At 49.1% G+C, this 23,679-nt stretch carries 25 protein-coding genes; 17 read left to right on the top strand and 8 right to left on the bottom strand.

Features of this window, described 5'->3' with window-relative positions; genetic code table 11:
- Positions 1 to 38: 38 nt before the first annotated feature.
- Complete coding sequence (locus tag QEP07_RS10575) at positions 39 to 1,568, top strand: MFS transporter (protein WP_285010052.1); 1,530 nt, start codon at positions 39 to 41, stop codon at positions 1,566 to 1,568.
- Positions 1,569 to 1,577: 9 nt separating this feature from the next.
- The gene (locus QEP07_RS10570; RefSeq protein ID WP_256002924.1) at positions 1,578 to 1,817 is read left to right on the top strand and encodes a DUF6814 family protein; all 240 of its coding nucleotides are present in this window, start codon (positions 1,578 to 1,580) and stop codon (positions 1,815 to 1,817) included.
- 24 nt (positions 1,818 to 1,841) lie between these two features.
- Here the strand turns inward: QEP07_RS10570 and QEP07_RS10565 are convergent, their stop codons facing one another.
- A complete protein-coding gene (locus tag QEP07_RS10565; protein WP_285010051.1) occupies positions 1,842 to 3,026 on the bottom strand; it encodes a class I SAM-dependent rRNA methyltransferase in 1,185 nt (394 codons plus the stop codon).
- A gap of 278 nt (positions 3,027 to 3,304) precedes the next feature.
- Between QEP07_RS10565 and QEP07_RS10560 the strand changes: the two genes are divergently transcribed.
- The 3 genes from QEP07_RS10560 to QEP07_RS10550 all read left to right on the top strand — a co-directional run bounded on the left by QEP07_RS10560 (position 3,305) and on the right by QEP07_RS10550 (position 5,158).
- Positions 3,305 to 3,778 (top strand): nucleoside deaminase, encoded by a 474-nt coding sequence (locus QEP07_RS10560; RefSeq protein WP_285010050.1) that lies wholly within the window; start codon positions 3,305 to 3,307, stop codon positions 3,776 to 3,778.
- Between the two features lie 147 nt (positions 3,779 to 3,925).
- Positions 3,926 to 4,531, top strand: coding sequence for a superoxide dismutase (locus QEP07_RS10555; protein ID WP_256002932.1), 606 nt, complete (start codon positions 3,926 to 3,928; stop codon positions 4,529 to 4,531).
- Positions 4,532 to 4,630: 99 nt separating this feature from the next.
- A complete protein-coding gene (locus tag QEP07_RS10550) occupies positions 4,631 to 5,158 on the top strand; it encodes an OmpA family protein (protein WP_256002933.1) in 528 nt (175 codons plus the stop codon).
- Positions 5,159 to 5,169: 11 nt separating this feature from the next.
- Here QEP07_RS10550 and QEP07_RS10545 read toward each other — a convergent pair whose 3' ends face one another.
- Together QEP07_RS10545 and fcl are read right to left on the bottom strand one after the other, a co-directional pair.
- Positions 5,170 to 6,102, bottom strand: coding sequence for a hydrogen peroxide-inducible genes activator (locus tag QEP07_RS10545; RefSeq protein ID WP_256002934.1), 933 nt, complete (start codon positions 6,100 to 6,102; stop codon positions 5,170 to 5,172).
- 39 nt (positions 6,103 to 6,141) lie between these two features.
- The gene (gene fcl, locus QEP07_RS10540) at positions 6,142 to 7,071 is read right to left on the bottom strand and encodes a GDP-L-fucose synthase (RefSeq protein ID WP_285010048.1); all 930 of its coding nucleotides are present in this window, start codon (positions 7,069 to 7,071) and stop codon (positions 6,142 to 6,144) included.
- Positions 7,072 to 7,184: 113 nt separating this feature from the next.
- Between fcl and trmB the strand changes: the two genes are divergently transcribed.
- From trmB to QEP07_RS10525, 3 genes are read left to right on the top strand one after another with little or no spacing between them, the layout of a single operon-like run.
- Positions 7,185 to 7,835 (top strand): tRNA (guanosine(46)-N7)-methyltransferase TrmB, encoded by a 651-nt coding sequence (gene trmB, locus QEP07_RS10535; protein WP_256002936.1) that lies wholly within the window; start codon positions 7,185 to 7,187, stop codon positions 7,833 to 7,835.
- An 18-nt stretch (positions 7,836 to 7,853) separates the two neighbouring features.
- On the top strand, positions 7,854 to 8,186 hold the full coding sequence (locus tag QEP07_RS10530) for an MGMT family protein (protein WP_285010744.1): 333 nt from the start codon (positions 7,854 to 7,856) through the stop codon (positions 8,184 to 8,186).
- 17 nt (positions 8,187 to 8,203) lie between these two features.
- Positions 8,204 to 8,764 (top strand): DNA-3-methyladenine glycosylase I, encoded by a 561-nt coding sequence (locus tag QEP07_RS10525; RefSeq protein ID WP_285010046.1) that lies wholly within the window; start codon positions 8,204 to 8,206, stop codon positions 8,762 to 8,764.
- 1 nt (position 8,765) lies between these two features.
- Here QEP07_RS10525 and QEP07_RS10520 read toward each other — a convergent pair whose 3' ends face one another.
- Both QEP07_RS10520 and QEP07_RS10515 read right to left on the bottom strand, forming a co-directional pair.
- Positions 8,766 to 9,455 (bottom strand): hypothetical protein, encoded by a 690-nt coding sequence (locus QEP07_RS10520; protein ID WP_285010044.1) that lies wholly within the window; start codon positions 9,453 to 9,455, stop codon positions 8,766 to 8,768.
- A 43-nt stretch (positions 9,456 to 9,498) separates the two neighbouring features.
- Entirely contained in the window at positions 9,499 to 10,275 is a 777-nt protein-coding gene (locus tag QEP07_RS10515; protein WP_285010043.1) for a hypothetical protein, read from the bottom strand.
- A gap of 77 nt (positions 10,276 to 10,352) precedes the next feature.
- Between QEP07_RS10515 and polA the strand changes: the two genes are divergently transcribed.
- The gene (gene polA, locus QEP07_RS10510; RefSeq protein ID WP_285010042.1) at positions 10,353 to 13,163 is read left to right on the top strand and encodes a DNA polymerase I; all 2,811 of its coding nucleotides are present in this window, start codon (positions 10,353 to 10,355) and stop codon (positions 13,161 to 13,163) included.
- A gap of 160 nt (positions 13,164 to 13,323) precedes the next feature.
- On the opposite strand, the gene QEP07_RS10505 is transcribed toward polA, so the two are convergent.
- The 3 genes from QEP07_RS10505 to QEP07_RS10495 all read right to left on the bottom strand — a co-directional run bounded on the left by QEP07_RS10505 (position 13,324) and on the right by QEP07_RS10495 (position 15,571).
- Positions 13,324 to 14,001 carry a metal-dependent hydrolase gene (locus QEP07_RS10505; protein ID WP_285010041.1) on the bottom strand — a complete coding sequence of 226 codons (678 nt, stop codon included), beginning with the start codon at positions 13,999 to 14,001 and terminating at the stop codon, positions 13,324 to 13,326.
- Between the two features lie 24 nt (positions 14,002 to 14,025).
- Positions 14,026 to 14,340, bottom strand: coding sequence for a YbaB/EbfC family nucleoid-associated protein (locus tag QEP07_RS10500; RefSeq protein ID WP_285010040.1), 315 nt, complete (start codon positions 14,338 to 14,340; stop codon positions 14,026 to 14,028).
- An 82-nt stretch (positions 14,341 to 14,422) separates the two neighbouring features.
- Positions 14,423 to 15,571 (bottom strand): M28 family metallopeptidase, encoded by a 1,149-nt coding sequence (locus QEP07_RS10495; protein WP_285010039.1) that lies wholly within the window; start codon positions 15,569 to 15,571, stop codon positions 14,423 to 14,425.
- Between the two features lie 359 nt (positions 15,572 to 15,930).
- On the opposite strand from QEP07_RS10495, the gene QEP07_RS10490 reads away from it, so the two are divergent.
- The 8 genes from QEP07_RS10490 to QEP07_RS10455 all read left to right on the top strand — a co-directional run bounded on the left by QEP07_RS10490 (position 15,931) and on the right by QEP07_RS10455 (position 23,651).
- Positions 15,931 to 16,632 (top strand): GNAT family N-acetyltransferase, encoded by a 702-nt coding sequence (locus QEP07_RS10490; RefSeq protein ID WP_285010038.1) that lies wholly within the window; start codon positions 15,931 to 15,933, stop codon positions 16,630 to 16,632.
- A gap of 12 nt (positions 16,633 to 16,644) precedes the next feature.
- Positions 16,645 to 17,838, top strand: coding sequence for an argininosuccinate synthase (locus QEP07_RS10485; protein WP_285010037.1), 1,194 nt, complete (start codon positions 16,645 to 16,647; stop codon positions 17,836 to 17,838).
- Positions 17,828 to 18,799, top strand: coding sequence for an N-acetyl-gamma-glutamyl-phosphate reductase (gene argC, locus QEP07_RS10480; RefSeq protein ID WP_285010036.1), 972 nt, complete (start codon positions 17,828 to 17,830; stop codon positions 18,797 to 18,799). Before QEP07_RS10485 ends, argC begins: the two co-directional genes overlap by 11 nt.
- Positions 18,800 to 18,863: 64 nt before the next feature.
- The gene (locus QEP07_RS10475) at positions 18,864 to 19,997 is read left to right on the top strand and encodes an aspartate aminotransferase family protein (RefSeq protein WP_285010035.1); all 1,134 of its coding nucleotides are present in this window, start codon (positions 18,864 to 18,866) and stop codon (positions 19,995 to 19,997) included.
- Positions 19,994 to 20,956, top strand: a complete 963-nt coding sequence (locus tag QEP07_RS10470) for a Rossmann-fold NAD(P)-binding domain-containing protein (RefSeq protein ID WP_285010034.1) — start codon at positions 19,994 to 19,996, stop codon at positions 20,954 to 20,956. The genes QEP07_RS10475 and QEP07_RS10470 overlap by 4 nt, the downstream gene beginning before the upstream one ends.
- Before the next feature lie 5 nt (positions 20,957 to 20,961).
- Positions 20,962 to 21,750, top strand: coding sequence for an acetylglutamate kinase (argB, locus tag QEP07_RS10465; RefSeq protein ID WP_285010033.1), 789 nt, complete (start codon positions 20,962 to 20,964; stop codon positions 21,748 to 21,750).
- A gap of 6 nt (positions 21,751 to 21,756) precedes the next feature.
- Positions 21,757 to 22,575, top strand: coding sequence for a pyrroline-5-carboxylate reductase (gene proC / locus QEP07_RS10460; RefSeq protein WP_285010032.1), 819 nt, complete (start codon positions 21,757 to 21,759; stop codon positions 22,573 to 22,575).
- A 5-nt stretch (positions 22,576 to 22,580) separates the two neighbouring features.
- The gene (locus tag QEP07_RS10455; RefSeq protein ID WP_285010030.1) at positions 22,581 to 23,651 is read left to right on the top strand and encodes a M20 family metallo-hydrolase; all 1,071 of its coding nucleotides are present in this window, start codon (positions 22,581 to 22,583) and stop codon (positions 23,649 to 23,651) included.
- The last annotated feature ends 28 nt before the right edge of the window (positions 23,652 to 23,679 follow it).

Below are 23,679 nucleotides of genomic sequence, written 5' to 3'. Positions count from 1 at the left end.
AACCCGGTTGCCCCAGCCTGCTAACCAATTTTAACCAAATGAACGGCGAAAGCAAACAGAACAATATTTTTAAAGTTATCGGGGCCTCTTCACTTGGAACCCTCATTGAATGGTACGACTTCTATATTTTCGGAAGTCTGGCCACCATCATAGGCACGCAATTATTCCCTGCTGATGCGGGTGCCTCGGCGCTGATCAACACCCTGGCGATCTTTGCCGCTGGATTTATAGTCAGGCCCTTTGGAGCGCTTGTGTTTGGTCGCCTGGGCGATCTGATCGGGCGTAAGTATACTTTTCTCCTTACGCTGGTCCTCATGGGTGGGTCGACCTTCCTCATCGGTCTTATCCCATCGTATTCCAGCATTGGATATGCGGCTCCTATACTCGTTCTCATACTCCGACTGGTGCAGGGGCTTGCCCTTGGAGGAGAATACGGAGGTGCGGCTACTTATGTTGCCGAACACGCGCCCGCTAATAAAAGGGGCTTCTTCACCAGCTGGATACAGACCACGGCGACGGGTGGACTCTTTCTCTCGCTGGGTGTCATCGTGTTTACCAAAAACCTGCTGGGTGCAGAAGCGTTTTCCGACTGGGGCTGGCGTGTGCCTTTCCTGCTCTCCATCCTGCTTGTCGGTGTTTCCATCTATATCCGGATGAAGATGCACGAGTCACCCATGTTCACCAAACTCAAGACCGAAGGCAAGGTGTCCAAAAATCCGCTTAAGGAGAGCTTCAGGAACAAAGCCAATTTCAAGATGGTTCTGCTGGCTTTGTTTGGCGCTACGATGGGACAAGGTGTGATCTGGTATACCGGGCAGTTTTACGCCCAGTCCTTTCTGGAGAATACCTGCAAACTCGATTTCAACGACTCCCGTTATATCCTGCTTTGGGCCATCGCCTTTGCGACGCCATTTTTTATTGTCTTCGGGTCATGGAGCGACAGGGTAGGGCGGAAATGGATTATGCTGGCTGGCATGCTCCTGGGCGTCGTGTTATACAGGCCCATATACCAGATCTTCCTTAACGATACGGACTTCAGTAACATTCCGCAAACAGAAGTGCGTAGTCGGCTCGAAGGCGCTGTTACCAAATCGCTGGATGTGAAGACAGGCGATAGCCTTACCTTGATTCAAACGCATTATGAGCTGCATGATGGTACGGCCTTTACGAAAGAACAGCTGATCACCAAGAAGCCGGACAACTGGATGAGCACCGCAGAGCCGGTATACAAAGACAAAAAATTATCTTCCCCCGTCTTTTGGAAGTTCGTTGCACTTGTGTTTTTCCAGATCCTGCTGGTCACTATGGTTTACGGCCCAATTGCAGCATTCCTCGTAGAACTCTTCCCCACAAAGATCCGATACACCTCCATGTCGCTTCCTTATCATATAGGCAACGGGGTGTTTGGCGGACTGGTGCCCTTCGTTGCTACCTTAATCGCTAGTTTCCCTGGTTCCACGCCGCTATCAGGCTTGTGGTATCCTATAGGCATAGCCGCTTTAAGTTTTGTTATAGGCGCCGTCTATCTGTCCAATCGTAAACCCGATCACGGCGAAGCCGATCATTAATTGAGCCATATGAACGCATTAAAAAAGGCATTAGGCATATTCTGGATCCTGCTCGGACCAGCATCGATCATTTTCCTGTTTGCTCAGGCTATTGAGAAAACCGGGCTGGCCCCGGATGGTGTGGCCAGAACCAACACGGCACTTCAATGGGGAATTATCCTTTGTATATTCATCCCGATCAGCGCCGGACTGGTTGTTTTTGGCTATTATGCGCTTAAAGGCGAGTACAACAGGCTTCCCGACGAGTAGCTCTGTCACACAGCATCAGATCCGCTATAAAACGCGGAGCAGCAAGCCCTTCAGATACTCCCCCTCTGCAAATGAAGCCCGCACCGGGTGGTCTTCCGGCTGAGAAAATTGTCCGATGATCTGTACCTCCCGGCCGGCATCAAGCGCGGCCCAGGCAATGATCTGTTTGAAAGTCTCGATATCCACAGCACCAGAGCAGGAAAACGTGGCCAGCAAGCCCCCCGGCTCCAGGATAAGCATGCCCAACCGGTTCAGATCCTTATAAGCCCGTGCAGCCCGGTCGAGCGCCGACCGTGAGGGGGCATACTTGGGCGGATCGAGTACCAGCACGTCAAATTTTCTGCCTTCGTCTTTAAAAGCCCTGAGTTGTTTGTTAACATCCGCTTGGATGCTCCTTTGATGCTCCTTATCAAAACCATTCAAGCTGATATTATGCTGTAACGTTTCGATGGCTAATGCCGAGCTGTCGACACTCGTAACCTCGGCAGCACCTTGTTTAATACAATTAAGTGAAAAACCGCCGCTGTAAGAAAAGCAATCCAAAACCCTTTTACCCTTTGCGTGTGCCGCAAGGATCGCCCGGTTATCACGCTGATCGCAATAGAAGCCGGATTTTTGTCCCCCGGCAATATTGATATGGTATTTAATACCGTTCTCTTTTACCTCAAGAAACTCAGGCGGGTGTTCACCCCAAAGCAGACCCTGATCAGCCGCCAGGTTCTCGTGTTTGCGGGCACCGGCATCGCTCTTATCAAATACGCCTCTGGGCTGAAGCAGTTCAACAAGAATATCGATCAGGTCGTGTTTAACCAGCTCAATTCCAGCACTCAGGATCTGTACCGACAGGAAATCAGCGTACTTGTCGACAATCAGGCCCGGCAGGAAGTCGGCCTCACTGAATACCAGTCTGCATGTATCCGTATTTTCATCCAGCAAGGGCTTGCGGGCAGCAATTGCCTTGCTTAGTTTGTCGGAATACCAGGCTTTATCTATCACCGCGTCTTCTTTCCATTCCAGCAGTCGGAGCGCAACGCGCGACTGATCATTGTAATATGCATAGGCAAGAAACTCGTTCGCTGCCGACCTTACCGTTACAACCTCACCGTTCTCCGGTTTCCCTTTTAACCGCTCGAGCGCGCCGGAAAATATCCAGGGATGACGCAGCAATGCCGCCTTTTCTTTGCCTTTCTTTAGTATCACGTCAGTCATGCCACAAAAATAGTCTAAAAATGGCGTATGGGAGAATTTCGGGGATAGTATAATCCGGCAAATGTCGCCACCTCTTACGATATTTATCGGCCGCCATCAGCAGTAGAGGGCATGGCCTGATCCAGCATTTCTTCGGGATTAATTGGGGGTTTGTTCGCAAAAAGGGTACCTTTTGTGGACTATTCCCGAACAAAACCCAGATTAATCCCAGATTTGGTGGACACCATGTAGCATTCTTCTTCCGGTCTGGCTAAGCAGAATATCGTATCTTTGGGCCAATGACATTTTACAATTTTTCAGGAGAAACACAGCCCGAAGCGGAAGACGAACATTATATGCGGCTGGCCTTGCAGGAAGCGAAAAAGGCTTACGAGGCAGAAGAGATCCCTATCGGCGCAATTGTGGTATGCAAGAACAGGATCGTGGGGCGGGGCTACAACCTGACCGAACAGCTTAATGATGTCACTGCTCATGCCGAGATGCAGGCTTTTACTGCAGCCTCGCAAACCATTGGCGGAAAGTATTTGCGTGACTGTACACTCTATGTAACCGTAGAGCCTTGTGTGATGTGTGCGGGAGCAAGTTACTGGACACAGATCAGCCGGGTGGTGTACGGCGCTTCTGAGCCTAAATGCGGTTTTACTTCTAAAGGCGATAAGCTGCTGCATCCTAAGACACTCCTGAAGGGCGGGGTGCTTGCAGATGAGTGTGCTGCATTGATGAAGCAATTTTTCCTGAACAAAAGGGGTTAAAGTTGACAAAGTGTTGAACAATTTTTAACCTTGGTATGTTATCTTTGTTAAGCTTAGCGTTATTGCCTAAGTTTGTTCTCAAACAATTTTTACCGGCCGTGCTGAGCAGAAATTGGAAATATAATTTTAAACCTTAAATCATATATTATGGCTTTTGAACTACCTGCGTTACCATACGCAACCGACGCATTAGAACCGCATATCGATAAGCAAACCATGGAAATTCACCATGGCAAGCACCACCAGGCTTATGTAACCAACCTGAATAAAGCTTTAGAAGGTAAGCCTGAGGCCAATCAGAGCATCGAAGAGATCATCAAAAATATTTCAAAGTTCCCGGCAGCGGTTAGAAATAACGGCGGTGGCCACTATAACCACTCCCTTTTCTGGCAGGTTATTGGGCCGAACAAGGGCGGAGAGCCTACTGGCGAACTTGCTGAGGCGATCAATTCCGCCTTCGGATCGTTTGCTGATTTCAAAACTAAGTTTGCCGAAGCAGGCGCTACCCGTTTTGGATCTGGCTGGGCCTGGTTAAGCGTTGGCGCTGATAAAAAGCTGATCGTTTCGTCTACACCAAATCAAGACAACCCGCTAATGGATGTTGCTGAAGTGAAAGGCACGCCTATTTTGGGTATGGATGTATGGGAGCATGCCTATTACCTAAAGTATCAGAACAGACGTCCTGATTATATCGCAGCGTTCTGGAATGTGGTAAACTGGGATGCTGTAGCTGAGCGCTTCAAAAAAGCATAATAGCACTTTATATTTCAAAATGGTGAAGAGGATGCTTTCGGGTGATCCTCTTTTTTATTAATTTTCGTATTTTTCACGCATAAACCAATACACAAACAAATGAAAATGTTAAAGAACCCGCTAACCTTCATGATGATCGGCCTCATGGCTGTTTCACTGCAGGCTTGCAAAACGAAGAAGATTGCCGCTAAGCCAACGCCGCCGGTGGCAGAGACTAAGCCAGAACCCGTAAGACCGGTCCCGCCAGCACCTCCGGCGCCGGAGAAGCCAGCCCCAGCACCGGAAAAGCCAAATTATAATTTTAGAAATGTGCTTTTTGAGTTCGATTCGGGAGTACTTAAAACGGCTTCTTTTGAAACGCTTGATCAAATTGCCAGGGAGATGAAGAAAGATCCTTCGGTAAAGTTTATCCTGCACGGACATTCGTCTGTGGAAGGTTCTGCAGAACACAATATGTCGCTTTCAAATGATCGGGCCAATTCTGTGAAGTCATACCTGATCAATGCCGGCATCAGCGCAAACAACCTGACCATTAAAGCCCACGGGTCTACACAGCCGACTGCTTCAAACAGTACTGAAGAAGGACGTGCGAAGAACAGACGTGTGGAATTTGAAGTGCAGAAATAAGGATTTGTGGGCTATATGCCCACAATATCTTTTTTCTTTTTCTGCTTCATGGTCTTGGGCACCACATTCAGGATCTCTTCAGCGAGTGCATTCAGCATTCGCTTTTTTATGAAATTCTTATTGGTCACCAGGCTCACTTCCCGCACCGGTTGCGGCGATTTGAAATGCCGGACTTTGCTGAGTTGTTTGTTGCTTAGTTCTTCCAGCGCCAGTTCGGGCAGTAATGTGGCGCCATCGTTCATGTCTACCATGCGTATCAGGGTCTCCACGCTGCCGGTGTTATAAGTGAGCCCCTGCAGGCGGTTTTGCTTGGTGGACCGGCAGATGTTAAGCACCTGCGAGCGCATGCAGTGGCCCTCGTTAAGCAGCCAGATATTTTCTGTCTCCAGGTCTTCGGCTTCTACCGCTTTCTTCTTGTAAAGGCGACTGTTCTTGCTAATGTAGCTTACGAAATCTTCATAGTATAGCGGATATTCCTCGATTCCCGGATCGGCAAGGGGCGTGGCAAGAATACCACAATCAAGTACGCCAGTCTTCAGGTGATGCATAATATCTTCTGTCGTGTACTCCCAGATCAGCAGGCGCAGGTCGGGGTACTTCTCCATCATGGCCGCAATAACCTTTGGCAGAAGGTAGGGGGCAATTGTCGGAATAATCCCTATACGCAGCTCTCCGCTGATGTCTTTTTGCTGGGTGTTGATCAGTTCTTTGATCTTATTGCTTTCATGCAGCACCAGCCGGGCCTGATCAATAATTTGCGCCCCGATTTCGGTAGGGACAATAGGCTGTTTGCTGCGGTCGAACAGTTTTACGCCTAGTGTTTCTTCCAGTTTCTGGATTTGCATACTGAGCGTAGGTTGTGTTACAAAGCACTTTTCTGCAGCGCCCACAAAACTTCTGTAGGTATCAACCGCCACAATATATTCGAGCTGAACTAAGGTCATATAGCTAAAGCTGATTGGTCTCTAGCAAATATATTGTTTTTAACTATGCTTTTTGAGAAAATCCTGATACGCCAGCGCTATGCCTTCTTCAAGTTCGATTTTATGCTTCCAGCCCTGGGCGTGCAGCTTAGACACATCCATCAGTTTGCGCGGCGTGCCATCGGGTTTAGAGCTGTCGAATCTTAGTTCACCTTCATAGCCGACCACCTTTTTGATGAGGCCGGCCAGGTCTTTGATGCTCAGGTCTTCGCCTGTGCCGATATTTACCAGTCCGGATTCGTTATAGCTTTCCATCAGGAAATAGCAGGCCTCGGCCAGGTCATCAGCAAAGAGGAACTCCCGCATGGGTGAGCCCGAACCCCAGATAACAACCTCGGGACTGTTATTCACTTTAGCTTCGTGAAAACGACGGATCAAGGCAGGCAACACATGCGAGTTCTGCGGGTGATAGTTATCATTATATCCATAGAGGTTTGTTGGCATCACCGAAATGAAGTTGCAGCCATACTGGTCGCGATAGGCATCGGCCATCTTGATGCCTGCAATCTTCGCGATAGCATAAGGCTCATTGGTTTCCTCCAGCGGCCCAGTAAGCAAATACTCTTCCTTCAAAGGCTGAGGGGCTAGTTTGGGATAAATACAGCTTGAACCCAGAAACATCAGCTTTTTGACCCCGTTCAGATACGACTGGTGAATCACGTTGTTCTGTATGGCCAGGTTTTCATAAAGGAAATCGGCACGATATGTATTATTAGCTACGATACCGCCAACCTTAGCAGCGGCAAGAAACACATATTCGGGCCGCTCAGTTTCAAAGAAACTGGCAACAGCCTGCTGATCTCTCAAGTCCAGTTCCGCAGATGTGCGGGTGACGATATTGCTGAAACCTTCCTTGACCAGCTTGCGGTAAATGGCCGAACCCACCATCCCCCGGTGGCCGGCGATATATACTTTTGCGTTTTTTTCCACGATTAAATGCTATGATGCTGGTGCAAAAATACAAAATGGCGGCGGATAAGTGCTGGGGCAAGCGGCAAAGAATCTAAAGTTTGTATATTTTTGTATGACAATATACTATTGCATTGGGTAAAGATAAATTAAGGAAGTTCGCGGAGATCGATACTTTCGCCAACGTATACCAGCTCGACGCCGGAAAGCCGTTAAAGGGCAGGTGGGCAGCTGAACATTTCAAGAATAACAATCCGGTTGTGCTGGAGCTCGCCTGCGGCAAGGGAGAGTACTCTGTGGGTCTCGCCAAACTGTTTCCAAAAAAGAATTTTATAGGGGTAGACCTCAAAGGAAACAGGATATGGCGTGGTGCGCGGACGGGCATTGATGAGAATATCGCTAATCTGGCTTTTTTAAGAATCCAGATCGAAGACATCATGGATTATTTTGGAGAAGCAGAGGTGGATGAGATCTGGATCACCTTCCCCGATCCGCAGCCGCAGTTGAGCCGCGAGCGTAAGCGGCTTACCTTTCCCGGCTTTCTCGACAAGTATCGTACCTTCCTGAAAAAGGGCGGCAAGATCAACCTGAAGACAGACAATGACGGCTTATACGCCTATACCGCTGAGAAGGTCGCCGAACTCGGGCTGGTTTGCCATAAGCAGACCGATCACCTGTATCAGTCGGAATTTGACAATGAGGTGCTGCGCATTAAGACGCATTACGAGCGTATTTATTTGAAACACGATAAAAATATCAATTACATACAGTTCTCTTTCGAGTAAAAGTGGATGGCTATGCGGATGGAGCAAAGCTTTTATGATCAGGTGTTTGAGCTGGTGAGGCTGGTGCCCGAAGGGCGGGTCACCTCGTATGGGGCCATAGCAAAAAGTCTAGGCGCTGGAGGTTCTGCTAGAATGGTCGGTTATGCCATGGCACATGCAGGAAAAGCGCATCCTCCGGTTCCCGCGCAGCGTGTGGTTAATAGCAGTGGCCTGCTAACCGGCAAATTTCATTTCGAAACACCGGAACGGATGCAGGAGCTTCTCGAAGCAGAAGGAATTGTGGTGAAGAACAATAAGGTGCAGAACTTTAAAGCGGTGTTTTGGGATCCGCTTATAGAGTTAAATGGTTAAAAGCAAAACAATCAAATATGGCAGAGATTATCCGGTGCGACTGGTGTGGAACAGACCCGCTTTATGTGAAGTATCATGATGAAGAATGGGGTAAGCCCGTTTATGATGATAAGACCTTATTCGAATTCCTGATCCTGGAAGGCGCACAGGCAGGTCTAAGCTGGATCACGATCCTGAGGCGCCGGGAAAACTATCGGAAGGCATTTGCGGGGTTTGATGTTGAAAAGGTTGCGGCATTTGATGAGACGGACGTTGAGCGCTTGATGAACGACCCCGGAATTATCAGAAACCGCCTCAAGGTGAATGGCGCCATCACCAATGCCAGGCTGTTCATTGAAATACAAAAAGAGTTCGGCTCCTTTTCGGACTATATCTGGGGCTTTCTGCCGGGCAAAAAGCCATTGTTGAATGAGGTAAAAGGTATGAAGGATGTTCCGGCCAGGACCACTATTTCCGATGCGATTGCCAAAGACATGAAAAAGCGGGGCTTTAAATTTTTCGGTACAACGATATGTTACGCCCATATGCAGGCCACCGGAATGGTGAACGATCACCGGGTAGATTGTATCAGCAGGTAGCCTATTTTTTCATATCGTTGTAGGCAGCAACAAATGCCCGGATCAGTTTGGCATCAAAATTTTCCGTTGCTTTAATCCGCTCTGCTAGGTCCTCGTCGTTCGTTAGTTTTTGCAGCAGCGCATTTTTAATGTGCTGGTTCTTGCTTTCCGAGTTGCCGCCTTCTACCGGGATTTCAATCATAGGCCCGGTTCCCGGCTTTTCAATAAAATAGGATTCCGGCGTTTTCTGTTTCGGTTTTCCGGGCTCAGACCTGCGACCGCCACCAATGCTGATGCCCACGCCGCCGCCCAGACCGCCCACGCCGCCGCTTCCGCCTCCAATGGCGATTGAGGGACGCACTCTGGGGGCCGCTTTCGGTTGCGGCTCATCGATGCCGGCGTCCGTACCTCCAATGGCATACAGATTGGCCGCCCCATATTCCAGAAGCCTGAAAAAGCGATGCTCCATCTTCTTTTTAATGATGATCGGCTTACTTACGTAGGTTTGCCCATTCCAGATAAATTCTTTGATCTTGGTGGCCTCATACTGGCTTACTTTACCGTCCTCTGTTTTCAAAATAACAGAAGCATAGTTTGTGCCCTGAATGGTTCCCCGTACATAGTTGCCCTCGGAGATGAGGACAACGTCCTGAGCTCTTAATGCAAGAGAAGATAGAAGTGCCAAGAAAAGGATTAGATACCGGTGTTTCATATGACATTAAACGGCCCAAGATAGACAATGTTGTTCAAACTGTCTATCTCAAAGCAGCACTAAGATTACCGGTTGTAAGATCAGGATGTGCTTTCGTAATTTCCGCAAAGTTTTCCTTCATTTTCTCGAAAGCATATTTCTGTGGCTCGGGTAGGTTATGCGCGTAGGCGTAAAATTTGTTCAGAATGTATGCGCGTACAAGAAATCCTTTCAGTTCGGCATTGGCCTGCTTGTCGTCCGCTATAATCTGCAGAGCATCCCGGTCCAGAAAGCCAGCCAGAGCGAAGGTGTTGCTGATGTATTGCAATATTTTTCCAGAGGCCTCCTTTAGGATGAAGGCATCGCTCGCCGCTTCAATTGCTTTGATCTCCTCAACGTACGGCGAGATTTCTTTGCCAATTGTGGCGAGCGACAGCATGGCGAGGCCTTCAGGTATGAAATGGATATCTGTGTTTTTGTAAGGATCTACGTAGAGCCGAAGGGTATCTGAAGTTCCTGGTTTTGGAATCATGTAACAGTCCGTTATTCCCGAGCCATCCGGCTTTGTATAGCTTACCCGCTTCGAAAAATTCAGTTTACTGCCGTCAGCCCAGCGATAACTGTTCATTAGTCTGAACATCTTTTCGCGGACAGCGGTCGTATTGCTGATATCCAGAAACGCGCCTGTGCATATGGGGTCTTGTAAGGTTGTACCGTACCCTGGCTTTATTTCATTTTTAAGACCAGTGAGTGTGACCATGTCTAATAGGGCCTTTGATGGCAACTGTGCACTGGCTGTTAGACACAATGCAAGGAAGATAAGCGTTAGTTTGGTTTTCATAAATTCGCGTCAAATGCTTAAATATAAGTTATTTTTTATCTTTATGCCGATCCTAAAGGCAAATTCAGATATTACCTATGAAAAAACTCTTCCTTCTTGATGGCATGGCACTGATTTACCGCGCGCATTTTGCATTAAGCAAGACGCCGAGGTTTACCTCTACAGGCATTAACACATCGGCAGTGATGGGTTTTGCCAATACTTTGCTTGAGGTACTTAGAAAAGAAAAGCCTACACATATTGCGGTTGTGTTCGATACGGATGCGCCGACCGACAGACACACGGAGTTTGTAGGTTATAAGGCCCACAGGGAGGCGATGCCGGAAGATCTGGCCAGGGCGCTGCCTTATGTGTTCAAGCTGATAGAGGGATTTAAGATTCCGGTGATCACCAAAGACGGTTATGAGGCTGATGATATCATTGGCACACTAGCTAAGGAGGCTGAGCGTGCAGGATTTCAGGTGTTCTGCATGACGCCGGACAAGGATTTCGGACAGCTTGTTTCCGATAACATATTCATTTATAAGCCCGCCCGTATGGGTAACGATATGGAGGTGCTTGGTGTGAAGGAAATACTTGCGAAATGGGAAGTAGAACGTGTAGAGCAGGTTATCGATATTCTGGGCCTATGGGGTGACGCGGTCGACAATATTCCGGGAATACCCGGGATTGGCGAGAAGACTGCGAAGTTACTGATCAAACAATATGGTTCAGTAGAGAACATCATCGCCAACGCGCATGAATTGAAGGGTAAACAGCGGGAGAACGTGGAGATGTATGCGCAGCAGGGAATCATTTCAAAAAAGCTGGCCACGATACTGCTCGACGTGCCCGTCGAGTTCGACGAAAAGGCACTTGAGCTGGAACCACCCAGTCGCGAATTGCTGGAGCCGCTATTTGCCGAGCTTGAGTTCCGTACCATCGGCAAGCGGGTATTTGGTGAGGGCTTCAACGTAAATGAAGCCAAAGGCAGCGCTGGACAGCAGACAGACCTGTTTGGCCATGCAGCAACAGAAGCTGGCAGCCAGTCGACCACCTTCGTGGTGCCGCCCGCTATGTTTGAGCAGCCTGCTGCGAAAACCATTGAAAACACACCGCACCATTATAAACTGGTCGACACCCCGGCATTACGCAAGGAACTGATCGGATTGCTGCTCGCCCAGGAAAGCATTTCGTTTGATACAGAAACCACGGGTACGGATGCCAATGCCGCCGATCTGGTAGGTATTTCGTTTTGTATTGTTCCTGGCGAAGGCTATTACGTTCCGCTTTCGGCGGATCGGGATGAGGCTATGCTGATTATTGAGGAGTTCAAGCCCGTGTGGGAGAATGAGCGCATAGCAAAGATAGGGCAGAACATTAAATATGATATGCTTGTGCTTAAGTGGTATGGCGTTCATGTGAGGGGCGAGTTGTTTGACACGATGCTTGCGCACTATCTTATAGATCCGGATACGCGCCATAGCATGGATGTATTGTCGGAGAACTATCTCGGTTATTCACCGATATCCATCACCTCGCTCATTGGCGCAAAAGGGAAAAATCAGGGTACGATGCGTGATGTACCTGTCGACAAAGTGGTAGATTACGCTGCCGAAGATGCAGATGTCACCTTACAGCTCGCCAATGTTTTTAAGCCAATGCTTAAAGAGCTCAATGCGGAACGGCTTGCTGTAGAAGTAGAAAACCCACTGATCTATGTGCTGGCCGATATGGAGAAAGAAGGCGTACGCATTGATATGGATACGCTTGTGAACTACTCAAAGGAACTGGAACTGGAGATCAGAAAGTATGAGCAGAATGTGCACGACAAGTGCGGCGTGTGCTTCAATATTGCATCACCGAAACAATTAGGCGAGGTACTGTTTGATAAGCTGCAGCTCGACCCTAAAGCGAAGAAGACAAAAACGGGTCAGTACCAGACCGGAGAAGACGTACTGCTGGCACTGGCCACCAAGAGCGATATTGTACAGGATATTTTGGAGTTCAGGCAGCTTCAAAAGCTGAAGTCGACCTACGTGGATGCCCTGCCGCTGATGGTAAATCCTAAAACGGGCCGCGTGCATACAAGTTTTAACCAGGCGGTGGCAGCCACCGGACGTCTTAGTTCGAATAATCCCAACCTCCAGAATATTCCCATCCGCACGGAGCGGGGCCGGGAAGTCCGTCGCGCTTTTATTGCACGTGATGCGGACCATATTCTGCTTTCTGCGGATTACTCACAGATTGAACTGCGCATTATTGCGGATATCAGTAAGGAGGAGAACATGCTGGACGCATTCAACAAAGGAATCGACATCCATACGGCAACGGCAGCACGGGTGTATGGTGTTGATATTGCTGCGGTAGACGCAACGCAAAGGAGAAACGCTAAGGCGGTCAACTTTGGCATTATCTACGGACAGTCGGCCTTTGGTCTTTCACAGAATCTCGGTATTCCAAGGAAGGAAGCGGCGGAAATTATCGCACAATACTTCGAACAATACCCCGGCATTAAGAAATATATGTCAGACACCATGAACTTCGCCCGCGAGAACGGTTATGTGGAAACCATTCTGGGCCGCAGGCGTTATCTGCGGGACATTAACTCCGCCAACCAGACGGTTCGTGGTTATGCGGAACGAAATGCGATCAATGCGCCGATACAAGGTTCGGCTGCCGACATGATTAAAGTGGCGATGATCAATATCCACCGCGACATGGCTTCTCAAGGTTTGCAGTCAAAAATGACCATGCAGGTACATGACGAATTGGTGTTCGACGTCCTGCGTTCTGAGGTTGCGGTTATGAAAGAGATCATCACCCATCGAATGAAAACAGCCATTAAGACGACTGTTCCTATTGAAGTAGAGATCGGGGAAGGTGAAAACTGGCTTTTAGCGCATTAATTCCGCAGTTCAATATCTTTAAAAATAAGACATTAAACTCGAAGACTGGACCTTGTGTGCTGAAGAAGCACACAAATCCTAGGTCTTCTCCTTGAACGTCTTATTTTTGCAAAACGCAGATGCCTAGTCTCGGGATATTACCCAGTTCATCCCTGAGTTGTTACAACTCAATTGTTTCTCCGATTGACGGCAACAGCAGGGTCTTGTTTTCCCGTTTGAATTTCGCTGCAGCTTCTTCTTCGTCGATAGCGATTGGCGGAAAAGTATTATAATGCACACCGATCACCGTGTTACACTCCAGATACTTTGTTGCGATTAAGGCATCGTCTACATCCATGGTGTAATGTCCGCCGATCGGCAGGATCGCATAGCTCAGGTTGTAAAGATCAGCCAGGATCTTCATTTCCAGGGTCAGAGCCGTATCTCCGGCAAAATAAATGCTTTTTCCTTCCAGCTCCAGTACAAATCCGGCCGGGTTGCCGCCGTAGCTGCCGTCGGGATTGGCGCTGCTGTGTACGGCCCATACCGTTCTGAGCGCTCCAAAGTCGTGTTTTGACTTCCCGAAGTTGATATCCACAACGTTCTCTACGCCTTGTTTGCTGATCCATTCGGCTACCTCTACCATGGCGATCACCCGGGCATTGGTCCGCTTAGCGATCCGCGCAAGATCGGCGACGTGGTCGCCATGACCGTGGCTTACCAGGATGTAGTCGGCCTCAATGCCGTCAATATCAATATCCTTTGCCAAAGGGTTGCCGCTGATAAAGGGGTCGAACAGAAATTTCTTGCCTTCTGCTTCAAGCAGGAAGCAGGACTGGCCGTAATACGTGTATTTCATAGCTGAATGTCTTTACTTTAGCGGTTACTGACCAAACATGGCACCGAGGTTACCCAATCCGCCAAGCATATCCTTGGTCATATTCTGCATCTCTGCCGCGCTTACCTGCTCGGCCTGATCAAGCGCCTTATTAACCGCCGTAAGCAGCAGTTCTTCCAGTTCCTCTTTGTCGGCCTCCTTATGGAAGCTTTCATCTATTTCAATTGCAGTAAGCGCTTTATTCGCAGTAGCGGTTACGCGGATCTTGCCGCCTTCAACTTCACCATAAACAGAAATGGTGTCCAGTCTTTTCTTTATCTCGTCAGCTTTTTGCTGAGCGGCCATGAGTTTGTCGAACATAGTTAACGGGTTTTATGTAATACGTTACGCGTTATTAAGGAAACGAAATTAAAGCAAATTGGTTTAAAATCTGTCGGTGAAACTATCTAATTTCCATCAGCGCCTTTGTAAAATCACGGAACAGCCGGAAAAGATCGCTGTATTCGGTCAGCGGCAGCTTTGCGGCAACATCATTGATATCGTGGTAGGCTGAAGGGCCGCCTTGAGTATAGATAAAAAAAGCAGGTACATTCTTTTGAGTGAAGAAATAATGGTCACTATTTGCCGCTTCGCCCCTTGCGTTGATTTTGCTGAGGTAACGTTTACGCTCGTTATGCGCTGTCAGCCAGCCAAACTCCCGCGGATGCAACGTAGCATTTACCACGGTTATTCCGGCCTCGCCGGTTCCGACCATGTCGACATTCACTAAAAACCGGATACGCTCTAACGGCACCAGCGGATGCTCGGTGAAATATTTCGAGCCGACCAGTCCGGCTTCCTCTGCGGCAAAAAAGATAAACATGATGGTATAAGGCTGCGGATGCTTGGCATAGTACCCGGCCAGGCTAAGCAGGAAAGCCACACCGCTGGCATTATCATTGGCACCCGGGAAAAAGGTGTCGCTGCCCATTCCGCCCAGGTGGTCATAATGTGCGGTCAGCACAATGAGCGAATCGGGCCGACGGGTGCCTTTAACGAGAGCGCAGATATTGTCGGCCTTAAATTCAGGTATGAACATGTTCTCAATATCGACCGATACCTCCTTTGGATCAAGTCCGGCGGCCGACTTTTTCACTTCCAGCGCCGTATAGTCCGCCAGCTCCTGCGACACCGACCATGTCAGTTTGTCTTTCAGAACAAGTGCGATCCGGTTTTCGGGGTTTATGAACGTAAGACTGTCGGTCTGCACCAGTTTGCCCGAGGCAGTAAGTCCCCTGGAAGCGGGGTGTACAATGAAGTCGCGCCCGGGAACCAGTCGCCGCCCATCTACACTCATTTCCATCTTGCCGGGGAATGTATTGACCGGGAAAGTGCATGTTTGCCGGTAGGTGCTGTCGACCGCTTGGAGCCCATGGCGCTTTAACATCTCGGTAATGTAGTCGGCCGCGCGAGCCATGCCGCCCTTCGTATAACCACGGCCCCACATGGCTGCAGAGGAGAGTTCTGCTACGGTATGTTTGACACCATCAGGATCCTGTGCGCGGCACAAGCCAGTCAGAAGAATGAACACAATACAGGCCAGGCTTTTCATATGCGTTTAAAGGTAATAAACCCGACCTTCATCATCCCTTAAAAAGTGTAAAAAAACATAAAACCTGTTGCACAACTCAATATTTATTTAAACCTTTGCGCCTCAATACATTCAAATAACTATTTACACATAAGAAATGATCAAACACGCAGCGCATAAACCGACACTTCAAGAGGCCAGCACTATGGTCCTGAGATGTCTGTTTAATGAACGTTCCGAGCCCGTGTTTTTTGTGACTACGAACCGGCGTACCTACACGCCGCGGATCTGAGTAAAATCCTAATTCAGGTCTTTTACGAAGAGGATTGCCTCTCAAAAAACAATTAATCAGAACATTTATATTTTTTCGTTAACTCTTAATGAATATAAACGATTTTATAGTGCAGGTAGCACTTCCTGAACATCGTGTCTTCGCAGAGGAGATCTGTGAAGAAATGGCAGAATCTGCAAAAGCACGAGGAACAGGTATTGCTAAACGTTCTCCCGACTATGTAGCCGCTAAGATGGCCGACGGTAAGGCCGTGATCGCCTTCCACAAGGATGGCAGTTGGGCAGGCTTCTGTTATATTGAGACCTGGAGCCACGGACAGTTCGTGGCCAATTCGGGACTCATCGTAAGTCCCAAATACCGAAAGGCCGGCCTTGCGAACGCCATCAAGCATAAAATATTTGAACTTTCCAGACAGAAATATCCGAAGGCAAAAATCTTTGGCCTTACCACCGGGCTTGCCGTTATGAAGATCAATTCCGATCTGGGTTATGAGCCAGTCACCTACTCCGAACTTACACAGGATGAAGAGTTCTGGAAAGGCTGCCAGAGTTGTGTGAACTTCGAAATTCTTAAAATGAAGGAACGCAAGAACTGCATGTGCACGGCTATGCTCTATGATCCGGTTGTGCAAAAGCATGACGCTGCCAAGAAGTTTGCTGAAGAATTACATAAGAACCCGAGTTTGTACGAACGCTTTATGCGCATCAAACAAAAGCTGGTACTTAAAACAAAACCACAGAGCAAGGGACTGAAATCCCTGCTGCCTATGTTTACCTTTTTATTTAAATAGCTGTAATATCCAATGAAGAAGAAAGTAGTTTTAGCATTTAGCGGAGGATTAGATACCTCTTTTTGCTGCATTTACCTGGCCCAGGACCGCGGATTAGAAGTACACTCGGTCATCGTAAATACCGGTGGTTTTTCGGATGAAGAACTTCAGGAGATCGAAAAGCGGGCTTATTCGCTGGGCGTTGCTTCTCATGCGGTGGTTGATGAGACCATCAACTATTACAACAGCTGTATTAAATACCTGGTCTTTGGTAATGTGCTCAAGAACGCGACTTATCCGCTTTCTGTGAGTGCCGAGCGTGTGAGCCAGGCAACGGCAATTGCAAACTATGTGAAAAAAATCGGGGCCGACTATGTTGCCCACGGCAGCACAGGCGCAGGTAACGATCAGGTGCGTTTCGATATGATCTTTAATATTCTGATTCCTGAGGTGGAAATCATCACGCCGATCAGGGATCTGAAACTATCGCGTGAGGCAGAAATAGAATACCTGGCCAAGCATGGCGTAGAATATAGTGCCGAGAAAGCCAGATATTCCATCAATAAGGGGCTGTGGGGAACTTCAGTGGGCGGGAAAGAAACCTTGACTTCCCACGACACCCTTCCGGAAGAGGCATGGCCGACCCAGGTCACTGAAACCGAACCACGCAGACTCGAGCTGACTTTTGAGCAGGGCGAACTTACTGGTATAGACGGGGAAGCGATGAGCCCGGTTAAGGCGATTCAGAAACTTCAGGCCATTGCACAGCCTTTTGGTGTTGGCAGGGACATCCACGTTGGAGATACCATTATTGGGATAAAGGGCCGCGTAGGCTTTGAAGCTGCGGCACCGATGGTGATCATAAAAGCGCACCATACGCTGGAGAAGCATATTCTTACCAAGTGGCAGCTGTCATGGAAGGAGCAATTGGCATCGTTTTACGGCAACTGGCTGCATGAAGGGCAGTTTCACGACCCGGTTATGCGCAATATTGAAGCCTTCCTGAAAGATACACAGGTGGTGGTGAGCGGGAAAGTATTCGTGGAGCTGCTTCCATACCGCTTTAATATTATCGGTATTGAGTCGGCACACGACCTGATGAGCAACAAGTTCGGCAGCTACGGCGAGATGAACAATGCCTGGAGCGGTGAAGACGTTAAAGGCTTTTCGAAGATTTTTGGCAACCAGGTCATGATTTGGCATAAAGTGAATGGCAATGAAGATTAAAGCAGGGATAGTAGGCGGCGCAGGATACACCGGCGGCGAAATGCTTCGCTTGCTGGTCAACCACCCTTCGGTAGAGATCAGCTTTGTGCAGAGCAGCAGCAACGCAGGCAACCTGGTTTCAGATGTACATACCGACCTTTTTGGTGATACGGAGCTACGTTTTGCGGCGGGCTTGTCTGACAACATCGATGTGCTTTTCCTGTGTGTAGGCCATGGCGACGCTAAAAAGTTTCTGGATGCGAACAGAATAGCCGATACCGTAAAGATCATCGACCTCAGTCAGGATTTCAGGTTGAAAGTGAATGCGGGCGCTGATTGGGTTTACGGTTTGCCGGAACTGAACAGGGAAACCATTAGACAAGCCGGGAAAATTGCGAATCCGGGCTGCTTTGCCACCTGCATCCAGGTCGGCCTCCTGCCACTGGCAGCAAATGGACTGCTGAACGGTGAGATCCATATCAATGCCACCACGGGCTCAACCGGAGCGGGACAGAGCTTGTCGGCCACTTCACATTTCAGCTGGAGAAACAACAACCTGTCGGTCTACAAGGCTTTCGGACATCAGCACCTGAACGAGATTGGGGAGAGCCTCAAGCAGCTTGATGCTTCATTTGACGGAGAGATCAGCTTTATTCCGCAGCGTGGCGACTTTACCAGGGGTATTCTTGCAGCAATGTATCTCGACTGTTCGTTAACAGCTGAGGAGGCCGAAAAACTGTATACGGAGTATTATTCGGGTCATCCTTTTACGCATGTCAGCCCGAGAAATATCGACCTGAAGCAGGTCGTGAACACCAATAAGGCGCTGGTGCATGTCGAGAAACATGGCGGCAAGCTGTTTGTGGTCAGTATTATAGATAATTTATTGAAAGGTGCAAGCGGACAGGCCGTACAGAACATGAACCTCATGTTCGGATTGCCTGAAAGCGAAGGGCTACGGCTTAAGGCCCAGGCTTTCTAGACCGGGGCCAACAAGACCTTTCTGTATTTATTTATCCGCCTTAACCGGCATTAACGACAACAACATGAATTTATTTGACGTATACCCTTTAAACAATATTGAAATAGCCAAAGCTTCGGGCAGTACCGTATGGGATGCTGAGGGACAAGAATATCTGGATCTGTATGGCGGACATGCCGTGATCTCTATTGGTCATACACACCCGCATTATGTAGGGCGACTGACAGATCAGCTGAATAAGGTGGGTTTTTATTCCAACTCTGTTCAGATTCCCCTCCAGGTACAGCTGGCTGAAAAGCTGGGCCAGGTTTCCGGTAAAACAGACTACCAGCTTTTCTTGTGCAACTCGGGCGCAGAGGCAAACGAGAACGCGTTGAAGCTGGCCTCGTTTTACAATGGCCGCAAAAAGATTGTCGCCTTTAAAGGCGCTTTTCATGGCAGGACATCCCTCGCGGTTGCTGCCACAGATAACCCGAAGATCATTGCGCCTGTCAACGAAACCGATAACGTCGTGTTTCTGCCGCATAACGATGAAGGTGCACTGGCCAAAGCCTTCGCAGAATTCGGCAACGAGATCGCTGCTGTCATCATAGAAGGTATTCAGGGTGTTGGCGGAATCAGGGAGGCTTCGGTAAGTTTCCTGCAACAGATCCGTTCGCTTTGTGATCAGTACAATGCCGTGTATATAGCCGACAGCGTGCAATGTGGGTATGGCCGTACCGGGCTTTTTTATTCCCACGATTACGCAGGCGTAAATGCCGATATCTATACGATGGCAAAAGGTATGGGCAATGGCTTTCCAGTTGCCGGCATCTCCATAGCGCCAAAGTTTAAGCCATGGCATGGTATGCTGGGGACAACGTTTGGCGGCAACCATCTTGCCTGTGCGGCTGCGCTTGCCGTGCTCGAAGTTATTGAGCAGGACGAACTGATGAAGAACGCAGAGGACATAGGAAGTTACCTGATCGCCGAACTGCATAAGATAGAAGGCGTAAAGGAGGTGAGGGGACGCGGACTCATGATCGGGATAGAATTACCTGAATCGTTGTCAAACATAAAGAAAGACCTGCTGTTCAAGCATAAGATCTTTACCGGAGAGGCTAAGCCCAATGTGATCAGGCTGCTGCCTGCATTGAATCTTAGCAAGGCCCAGGCAGATCATTTTTTAAACGAATTTAAACTTGCTTTAAAAGGATGAACCAATTTACTTCCGTACACGATGTGCAAGACATCGGTAAGCTGCTCCGCGATGCGCTGGCTTTAAAGGAAAACCCCTATGTGCATAAAAGCCTTGGTGAGAACAAGACACTCGGACTGGTATTTTTGAACCCTAGTCTGCGTACCAGGCTTAGCACCCAGAAAGCGGCGCTGAACCTGGGCATGAGCGTTATGGTTATGAACATGGACAAAGAAGGCTGGGCTCTGGAAACCCAGGATGGCGTTGTGATGAACGGCACCACTGTAGAACATATCCGTGAGGCTGCAGCGGTAATGGGGCAATACTGTGACATCCTCGGGCTACGGTCGTTTCCGAAGCTGGCCGACCGCGAAGAGGATTACAGTGAAGATTTTTTCAACAAGTTTATTGCCTATAGCAAAGTTCCTGTAGTGAGTCTGGAAAGTGCCACGCGGCATCCTTTGCAGAGCCTGGCTGATCTGGTGACAATCAAAGAAACCTGGCAGGGCGCAGGCAAGCCGAAAGTGGTTCTTGCCTGGGCACCGCATATTAAAGCATTGCCACAGGCGGTGCCAAACTCGTTTGCGGAGTGGATGTGCAAGGCGCAGGAACTCGATATGCTCGATTTTACGATCGCCCAGCCGGAAGGATATGAGTTGAGTGAGGACTTCAGCAAAGGTGCGGCGATCAGTTACGATCTGGACGCAGCACTCAGCGGAGCCGACTATATCTATGTGAAGAACTGGTCGAGCTATAAAGATTACGGAAAGGTGCTGCCTTATCCGGAGGGCTGGATGCTGACCAATGAGAAGCTTACGGCGACCAACGATGCCAGGGTGATGCACTGTCTGCCCGTCCGACGTGATCTGGAATTGTCGGCCGAAGTGCTCGACGGGCCCAACTCGCTGGTAATCCATGAAGCCGGCAACCGCCTCTGGGCAGCGCAGGCAGTTTTAAAGCAAATGCTCGAAAAACTTTAAGGTATATGAAACAGCTCAGCGTCATTAAGATAGGTGGAAACGTTATCGACAATTCGGAAAAACTGCATGAATTTCTGACCGACTTTACCGCATTACCGGGAGATAAGATACTGGTGCATGGTGGTGGTAAGATTGCCACCGAACTGGGTCACTCCCTGGGTATCGAGGCTAAGATGGTGGATGGGCGCCGCATTACCGATATTGAGACACTGCGGATCGTGACGATGGTTTATGGAGGACTGATTAATAAGAATATCGTTGCCCAGCTACAAGCCCGGGCCTGCAATGCGATAGGAATGACTGGTGCCGACGGTAACGTCATCAAAGCGGTTAAACGTCCGGTGAAGGAGATCGACTATGGTTTTGTGGGCGATCTTGATGCAGGTTCGGTATCGGCGACTGCGTTGAGCAGCTTACTCGAGGCCGGAATGGTTCCCGTGCTTTGTGCGATCACGCATGACGGCGATTCGCAGCTGCTAAATACCAATGCCGACACGATCGCCTCGGCAGTAGCCGTTGCTATGTCGGCCCGATACGACACATCGCTGATCTATTGCTTTGAGAAGAGGGGCGTGATGCGCGACATAGGCGATGATAATTCGCTGGTATCTGAGATCAGAATGGATGAATTCGAAGGATTGAAGCAGGATGGCATTGTTTCCGGAGGAATGATTCCTAAATTGCATAACGCTTTTGAAGCCATTAAAAGCGGCGTAAGCAATGTTTATATAGGCAAGGCCGATGAACTGTCGCATTTGGCGCAGCAGGGCTTTGGAACACGGTTAACAAAATAAGAACAGATGAAAAAATTTGCAGGCAATATCGCCATTCTCGGAAGCGGAAACATCGGAATCTCACTGGCCAAAGGCCTGGTGAAAGCCAGCTATGCGCGACCGGAGCAAATCAGTCTGACCAGACGTAATATTGCTCATCTGGGCGAATTTGCGGCGCAGGGTTTTGTGGTAAGTGCAGACAATGCGGCGGCGGCCGAGGCCGCCGAGATCATTGTGCTGGCCGTACTGCCGCAGCAGTTAAACCAACTACTCGATCAGATCCAGCCGGTCATTTCCGCCAGCAGGCATGTCGTTATTTCTGTTGCCTCCGGTGTAAGCTGTGCCGATATCCGCGCCAAGCTCGGCGATGAGGTGCAGGTGATCAGAGCAATGCCGAATACGGCCATAGCCATCGGACAGTCGATGACTTGCGTAGCCAGCGATTCCGCAACTGCGTCAAATATAGCTGAGGTAACCAGTATGTTTGAAACTGTGGGCTCGGTAGTCAGGATCAATGAGGAGCTAATGACTTCTGCGACCGCGCTCTGCGCCTGTGGCATTGCCTTCTTTCTGAGAGCGATACGCGCCGCATCACAAGGTGGTGTCGAGATCGGCTTTCATGCCGATGAGGCGCTGAAGATGGCTGTTCAGACTGCAAAAGGTGCAGCCGATCTGCTCCTGCAAATGGCATCGCATCCGGAACAGGAGATCGATAAAGTGACTTCGCCAAAAGGCTGTACCATCGCGGGACTGAACGAAATGGAACATAACGGGTTCAGCTCATCCCTGATCAAAGGCATCAAGCTGTCTGCCCAGAAAGCAGGCGCCTTATACACCAAAGAATAGCATTTATGATAGAACAAATACAGGCGGAATGCCTGGAGTTGCTCAAGCAATTAATACGTATCCAGTCTTTTAGCAAAGAGGAAGATAAGACCGCCGATGTTATAGAGCAGTTCCTGCAGCAGCGCGGTGTCCGCACCCACAGGAAACTAAATAACGTATGGGCATATAACAAGCATTTCGATCCGGCCCGGCCCACATTATTACTGAACTCCCATCACGATACGGTAAAGCCCAATTCGGGCTATACGCGCGATCCTTACGATGCTGCGGTGGAAGACGGAAAATTATATGGATTGGGCAGCAATGATGCCGGAGGATGTCTCGTTTCGCTTATCGGGACATTTCTGTTTTATTATGATAGGGCAGATCTGAAGTACAACATCTGTCTGGCCACTACGGCCGAGGAGGAAATATCGGGAAACAACGGCCTGGAACTTGTGCTTCCTGATCTTGGCGAACTCGAATTCGCGGTCGTAGGAGAGCCTACGCAAATGAACCTGGCGATCGCTGAGCGCGGCCTGCTTGTCCTGGATTGCACGTCGACCGGTAAAGCCGGGCATGCTGCACGTGAGGAGGGCGATAATGCTATTTATAAAGCGCTTAAGGATATTGAATGGTTTAGAAACTACCGCTTTTCGAAGGTCTCGGAAGTATTCGGGCCGCTGAAGATGAGCGTCACGATCATCAACGCCGGGTCGCAGCACAATGTGGTGCCCGCGACCTGCACATTCACGGTTGACGTGCGTGTCACAGACGCGTACACAAACGAGGAAGTTCTTAAGATCATCCGCAACAATGTAGACTGCGATGTTAAGCCGAGATCGATCCGGCTCAAGCCTTCTTCTATCGACAAAGATCACCCTCTTGTCCGGTCCGGCATCGCATTGGGGCGGACAACCTACGGCTCCCCAACTACCTCCGATCAGGCCTTGCTCAGTATCCCCTCGGTAAAGGTGGGCCCAGGTGATTCCGGCCGTTCGCACATGGCAGATGAGTTTATTTATGTAGACGAGATCAGCGAGGGAATTGACCTGTATATCAGGATGCTCGGGCCTGTAATTCAGGCAGGAGAATGATTGGCTATAATTTATTGTATTTTTGAGG

Origin of the sequence: Pedobacter faecalis (assembly GCF_030182585.1) — a bacterium.
Taxonomy (GTDB): Bacteria; Bacteroidota; Bacteroidia; order Sphingobacteriales; family Sphingobacteriaceae; genus Pedobacter; species Pedobacter faecalis.
The sequence above is the reverse complement of the archived record's forward strand: the minus strand, read 5'-3'. Positions and strand labels throughout refer to the sequence as shown.

Coding starts and splice junctions, on each gene's coding strand:
- proC (WP_285010032.1), top strand. CDS start 21,757: ATGAAAAAATTTGCAGGCAATATCGCCATTCTCGGAAGCGGAAACATC.
- QEP07_RS10565 (WP_285010051.1), bottom strand. CDS start 3,026: ATGACTGACGTGATACTAAAGAAAGGCAAAGAAAAGGCGGCATTGCTG.
- QEP07_RS10515 (WP_285010043.1), bottom strand. CDS start 10,275: ATGAAAACCAAACTAACGCTTATCTTCCTTGCATTGTGTCTAACAGCC.
- QEP07_RS10485 (WP_285010037.1), top strand. CDS start 16,645: ATGAAGAAGAAAGTAGTTTTAGCATTTAGCGGAGGATTAGATACCTCT.
- QEP07_RS10475 (WP_285010035.1), top strand. CDS start 18,864: ATGAATTTATTTGACGTATACCCTTTAAACAATATTGAAATAGCCAAA.
- QEP07_RS10560 (WP_285010050.1), top strand. CDS start 3,305: ATGACATTTTACAATTTTTCAGGAGAAACACAGCCCGAAGCGGAAGAC.
- argB (WP_285010033.1), top strand. CDS start 20,962: ATGAAACAGCTCAGCGTCATTAAGATAGGTGGAAACGTTATCGACAAT.
- QEP07_RS10505 (WP_285010041.1), bottom strand. CDS start 14,001: ATGAAATACACGTATTACGGCCAGTCCTGCTTCCTGCTTGAAGCAGAA.
- QEP07_RS10455 (WP_285010030.1), top strand. CDS start 22,581: ATGATAGAACAAATACAGGCGGAATGCCTGGAGTTGCTCAAGCAATTA.
- QEP07_RS10525 (WP_285010046.1), top strand. CDS start 8,204: ATGGCAGAGATTATCCGGTGCGACTGGTGTGGAACAGACCCGCTTTAT.
- QEP07_RS10545 (WP_256002934.1), bottom strand. CDS start 6,102: ATGACCTTAGTTCAGCTCGAATATATTGTGGCGGTTGATACCTACAGA.
- QEP07_RS10570 (WP_256002924.1), top strand. CDS start 1,578: ATGAACGCATTAAAAAAGGCATTAGGCATATTCTGGATCCTGCTCGGA.
- QEP07_RS10495 (WP_285010039.1), bottom strand. CDS start 15,571: ATGAAAAGCCTGGCCTGTATTGTGTTCATTCTTCTGACTGGCTTGTGC.
- QEP07_RS10550 (WP_256002933.1), top strand. CDS start 4,631: ATGAAAATGTTAAAGAACCCGCTAACCTTCATGATGATCGGCCTCATG.
- QEP07_RS10520 (WP_285010044.1), bottom strand. CDS start 9,455: ATGAAACACCGGTATCTAATCCTTTTCTTGGCACTTCTATCTTCTCTT.
- QEP07_RS10530 (WP_285010744.1), top strand. CDS start 7,854: ATGGAGCAAAGCTTTTATGATCAGGTGTTTGAGCTGGTGAGGCTGGTG.
- polA (WP_285010042.1), top strand. CDS start 10,353: ATGAAAAAACTCTTCCTTCTTGATGGCATGGCACTGATTTACCGCGCG.
- QEP07_RS10470 (WP_285010034.1), top strand. CDS start 19,994: ATGAACCAATTTACTTCCGTACACGATGTGCAAGACATCGGTAAGCTG.
- QEP07_RS10555 (WP_256002932.1), top strand. CDS start 3,926: ATGGCTTTTGAACTACCTGCGTTACCATACGCAACCGACGCATTAGAA.
- QEP07_RS10490 (WP_285010038.1), top strand. CDS start 15,931: ATGAATATAAACGATTTTATAGTGCAGGTAGCACTTCCTGAACATCGT.
- argC (WP_285010036.1), top strand. CDS start 17,828: ATGAAGATTAAAGCAGGGATAGTAGGCGGCGCAGGATACACCGGCGGC.
- QEP07_RS10575 (WP_285010052.1), top strand. CDS start 39: ATGAACGGCGAAAGCAAACAGAACAATATTTTTAAAGTTATCGGGGCC.
- QEP07_RS10500 (WP_285010040.1), bottom strand. CDS start 14,340: ATGTTCGACAAACTCATGGCCGCTCAGCAAAAAGCTGACGAGATAAAG.